Source organism: Streptomyces sp. SAS_281 (assembly GCF_052542855.1).
This window is the reverse complement of the sequence record NZ_JBMNDO010000217.1, coordinates 1-4,992: the sequence shown is the minus strand read 5'-3', so window position 1 is coordinate 4,992 and position 4,992 is coordinate 1. Positions and strand designations below refer to the sequence as shown.

The window sequence follows — 4,992 nt, the reverse complement described above, 5'->3', positions numbered from 1 at the left end:
GAGGTCGTCGGACGCCGCGCGGCGCCCGGCGTCGTCGGTGCGGCCGACCGCGGCGGCCGGGGCCGGAACACCGACGGCGACCACCCGCAGGTCCGCCGGGAGGTTCAGGGCGGGCAGCAGTGCGGACTGGGTGAGGACGAGCCGGGCCTCGGCGTCGGTCAGCACGGCGTCGCGGCGCAGCGGCGGCTGTGTGGTGTCCACCGGCAGGTAGGCGCCGTCGGCGAGCAGCACGCCCAGGACGGCGACGACCTGCTCCCAGCCCTTCTCCATGACGATGCCCACCCGCTCGCCCGGCTGTATGCCGGCCGCGAGGAGGACGTCGGCCACGATGCGTGCCTCCGCGAGGAGTTCGGCGTAGCTGAGGCTGCGCCCGGACGTGACCACCGCGGTCCGGTCGGGGGTGCGCTCTGCCTGCTCGACGAATGCGGTGTGCAGGAGCTGGTGGCGGCGCGGGGCGGCGGTGTCGTTGACGTCGGCCACCTGCCGGGCCTGCCGGGCGGGGAGTGACAGCGGGTCGGCGTCCTGCCAGACGGCGGGGCTGTCGACCAGCCGCGTCACAAGGTGCGAGAAGGCGGCGAACATGTCGTCGGCCATGCCGTCGGGGAGGACTCCCTCGCGGACGTCCCAGTGCGCGAGGAGACCCCCGCCGTCCTCCATGACCTGGCAGTCGATCCAGACCTGCGGGGTCTGCGTGATGCCGTGGACGAGTTCACCGCCGGGCATCAGCGAGGACACGGTCTCCGCCCCCGCTGATCCGCCGCCGACGGTGCTGGTGAAGGTCACCGGCAGCAGGGCCTCGGCGCGCCCGCGGCGGCGGGCCAGTTCCCGCAGCACCTCGACGCCCGAGCAGAGCCGGTGGTCCATGTCCTCCCACAGCCGGGCCTGGACGGTCCGCATGCGGTCGACGAGGGCCGTGCCCTCGGTGAGGTCCACGCCGAGCAGGCTGGTGGAGCTGAAGTCGCCGATGACGTGGTCGGTGTCGGGGTGCAGAGGGATCCGGTTCTGCACGGTGAGGCTCAGCGTGAAGCGAGGACGGCGGCTCCAGCGGCCGATGGTCTCCGCGAAGGCATGCAACAGGACGCCGGACGCGGTCACACCCGCCTCGGTCGCGCGCCGGGTCAGCGTCTGCCACTGCACGGGGCTCAGCCGCAGCCCGCGCCGGGTGAAGCGGGGCGGGGCGCCGAGGGAGTCGGAGCGCAGGGGCAGTTCGGGGGCCTCCGGCAGCTCGTCGACGCGGGACCACCAGTAGTCGCGGTCCCGCCGGTAGCGGTCGCCCTCCCGGAGCCGGCTCGCGGCCAGGACATAGTCGCGGAAGGTGGTGTCGAGTGGCTTCGCGGCACCTTCCGTGCCCGTACATCGGGCCGCGAGCTCCGCGAGCAGCAGCCGGATGCTGCTGTAGTCACAGATCAGCAGGTCGATGGCCACGTGCAGGAGCAGGGCCTCGTCGGTCTCGGTGGCACGGACGTCGAAGAGCGGCCATTGGTCGGTCTGCCGCACCTGGTGCGACATCTCGCCGCGGGTGGCCTCCAGCGCGCCCTGAAGCACCTCGTCGGGGACGCCCCGCAGGTCCTCGTGGCGTACTTCGTAGTGGGGTACGTCCGCGAGCACGCGCTGGTACCCCTCGGCCGACACCACGGCTCGCAGCATGGGATGGCGGAGGATCAGCGCGTTCCAGGCATCCTCGACCCGCGCGGCACCCCAGTTCGGTACGGCGATCTCCAGGTAGCCGTGGCAGGCCACACCGCCGTAGTCGAACGCCTCGCTCCGCCCGAGCAGATAGGCCGCCTGCACGTCGGTGAGCGGGAATGGTTCATGGGCCGACGCCGGGTCGGCGACGACCGCGCCTCCGTACTCCTCGGCTCGCAGCAGAGCGAGGACCGCGTCACGTTGGGTCTTGAGCGTCTCCAGGCGCTCCGGCGTCATCACCCCTTGCGGCGCGCGGTACCGGAGCCTTCCCCCCTCCTCGTGCAGCACCACTCCGGCCGTCTTCAATGCGGCCACGAACTCCCCGACATTCATGAGGTTGCCCTTCCCTGCCTTGTGCGCGCACCCCGAAAGCGCCATGTAAGGGACGACACGATGGCGCACCGGCCCTGGCGAACTTCTGGATGGGCGCACGGGACACCGCTCAGCCCAGTCGTAAGTGGTGCAGCATCATCAGGGCGGCCGCCATGCCCGCCGCCGGAACCTCGCCGCCGGCTATCAGGTCCGGGACCAGCTTCAGGGGGACCCACTCGCGGCGAGAGGATTCGAAGGCGTCGCACGGCTCCCCCGTCCAGTGCGCCTCCTCGCCCCAGTAGAAGTGGTGCCGGGCGTCGGTGAGGCCGTTGGAGGGTTCCGCGGTCAGGAGGGGGTGGAGCGGGCCCGGGCGCCAGCCGGTCTCCTCCTCCATTTCGCGGGCGGCCGCCTCCGGCAGGGACTCGCCGTCCTCCACCACGCCCGCCGCCAGCTCCCAGCCCCAGCTGTCGGTGATGAAGCGGTGCCGCCACAGGAGCAGCACCTCGTTCGCCGCGTTGACGACGGTGGCCGCGGCCACCGGGCGCAGCCGGATGACGAAGTGGTCGAGCCGGGCGCCGTCGGGGAGCTCGACATCGGCCAGGTTGACCCGGAACCAACGGTTTTCGTATACGGGTTGTTCATTCAGGTTCGTCCACTGCACGGTTCTGCCACCTTTCGATCGCTGGTGGCGGTATCGCAGCAGATATCGGCTCAGAGCGGTACGCGCAGCGCTCTGTCCACCCGCTCGGCGGCCCGTTCCGCGTCGGCGCTCCCGCTGGCGGCCAACTCCGCCCGGACCGCCCGCAGCCGGTCGCGCAGCCGCTGCGACTCCATGCCCCGGGCCCGGTCCGCCATCTCGACCGCCGTGGCCGCCGCCCGGTCCGCCTCGCCGCGGCGCAGCTCGACCGTGGTGAGCATGGCGAGGCGGTGGACCCGGCCCCGGTCGTGCGCGGGGGTGCGGACCGCCGCCACCGCGTGCTCCCGGGCCGCCGGCAGGTCCCCGAGGCTCAGCAGCGCCTCCGCCACCTGTACGTCGACCAGGCCCGGCTGCACGTAGCCCGTCTCGTCCGGCTCCCGGCCCGGCCTGATGCGGGCGGCCTCGGACTCGGCGCGGCCGATGCACTCCAGCGCGCTGCCCCGGTCCCCCAGCCGGGCGTACGCCTTGGCCTGCATCGCGTGGAGGTCGGCGGCGAGCGCGGGGGTGATCTCGCGGCCCGCCGCGCGAAGGGCCGCCTCCGCGAAGGCGACGGACTGGCGGAACTCGGCGAGGAACAGCGACTGGTTGACCAGCAGCGCGATCACATAGCCGCCGAGCGCCCGGTCCCCGCTCGCCTTGGCCAGCCGCAGCGCCTGGTGGAAGTAGCGCTGGGCGAGGCCGTGCGCGTCCGAGTCGTAGGCGCAGATGCCCGCGACGGCCACCAGCGCGCCTGCGGCGCGGTGCAGCTGACGGCCCGTCGCGTCGTTGTAGCCGCCGCGCAGCAGCGGCGCGGCCCCGGCGTTGAGGAAGCCGACGACGCGTGCCCGCGTCGCGATCCCGCCCGCCCTGCGGTACATCAGTTCGTAGTGGTCACGGGCGGCCCGCAGGGTTGCCAGGTCGGCCGCGCCGACCCTGGACGGCCCGGCCCGTGCCACATCGGCGTCCTCCGGCGGGTTCTCCCACTCCCAGACGGGCATCACGGCACCGGTCCCGGTGACCGCCGGGGCGGCGACGACGTGCGGGCGCTGCTGGGCGTCGCAGCGCCACACCCCGGTGGCCCGTTCCACGAAGCCGGTGAGCGAGGAGCCCTCGGCGGGCCCCCGGCCTCCGCCGGAAACGTCCATGCCGATGTCGTCCAGTGACACGGCCCTGCGCAGGCGGTTTCCCAGCACCTCGCAGATGAGGTCGGGCACCTGGCCGCGCGGGCGCTGGCCCTTCAGCCAGCGGGCGACGGCGGTGTGTTCGTACCGCAGTCCGAGACCGCGCGCACGGCCGGCCCGGTTCACATGGGCGGCCAGCCCCGCCCGGGAGACACCGGCCTCCTCGATCAGGGCCTCCAGCGCGGTGTTGGGCTCCCTCGGCCCCATGTCCCCCTCCGGTGGTTCGGCACGCCAGGACGTGTCGCCCCAGTGGAGCACGATTCACACGGGGTGTGAACGGAATGCCCGAACCGTCCCTCCGCGCACGCTGCCGGAGCGGCCGGTGGCTCGCTTGAATGAGTGCCCTCGCAGGGCGCGGACGGGCCGTCTGCTCCCCCTCGTACAGCAGGACGGCCCCCTCCGCGCGGTCCACCCCGCCGGCCTGCCCGACACTCCGCGGCGGGGGCGGACGGCGAGCACACAGGAGGGGCGTGTCCGGTGGCCGGACGCCCCTCCTTCCCGTGCTTCCGCGCGGTGACTAGGCCCCGCGCAGCACCGCGCCCGTCCGCTCGGCGGCCAGGGCCACCGCCGCGTCACGGGCGGCGCTCGCCTCGTCGACCGTCAGGGTGCGGTCGGCGGCACGGAAGCGCAGCGCGTACGCGAGGGACTTGCTGCCCTCGCCGATCTGCTCGCCCGTGAAGACGTCGAACAGGCGCAGCGACTCCAGGAGTTCGCCCGCGCCCTCGCGGAGCGCGCGCTCCACGTCGGCGGCGGGCACGTCCTGGCCGACGACCAGCGCGACGTCCTGGGTCGCCACCGGGAAGGTGGAGATCCGCGGGGCCCGCAGGACGCCGTCGACGGCCTGCTCCAGGATGTCGAGGTCGACCTCCATGGCGCAGGTGCGCTCGGGCAGGTGGAGTTCCTTGATGGCGCGCGGGTGCAGCTCGCCCGCGTGTCCGAACAGGGTCTCCTCGCCGGCCACGGTCACGTACAGCGCGGCGCAGCGGCCCGGGTGCCAGGGGGCGTGCCGGTCGGCGCGGACGGTGACCTCGACCCCGGCCTCGCGGGCGATGGCACGCGCGGCCTCGACGGAGTCCGCCCAGTCGGCCGGGCGGCCCTTGCCCCACCAGCCGGCCTGCTCGCGGGGGCCCGCGAGGA

4 protein-coding genes are annotated in these 4,992 nt (G+C 73.9%); all 4 read right to left on the bottom strand.

Features of this window, described 5'->3' with window-relative positions:
• Window positions 1-2,019 (bottom strand): AMP-binding protein (locus tag ACN6LM_RS37460; protein ID WP_445069892.1); only part of this gene is annotated, 2,019 nt, incomplete at its 3' end.
• A 109-nt stretch (window positions 2,020-2,128) separates the two neighbouring features.
• Entirely contained in the window at window positions 2,129-2,659 is a 531-nt protein-coding gene (locus ACN6LM_RS37455) for an NUDIX domain-containing protein (RefSeq protein ID WP_445069891.1), read from the bottom strand.
• Window positions 2,660-2,709: 50 nt separating this feature from the next.
• Window positions 2,710-4,062, bottom strand: coding sequence for a transcriptional regulator (locus ACN6LM_RS37450; protein WP_445069890.1), 1,353 nt, complete (start codon window positions 4,060-4,062; stop codon window positions 2,710-2,712).
• Between the two features lie 310 nt (window positions 4,063-4,372).
• Window positions 4,373-4,992 (bottom strand): phenylalanine--tRNA ligase subunit beta-related protein (locus ACN6LM_RS37445; RefSeq protein ID WP_458576028.1); only part of this gene is annotated, 620 nt, incomplete at its 5' end.

What these genes read in the sequence shown, in the direction of transcription:
- ACN6LM_RS37450 (WP_445069890.1), bottom strand. Translation starts at nt 4,062, where the DNA reads ATGGGGCCGAGGGAGCCCAACACCGCGCTGGAGGCCCTGATCGAGGAG.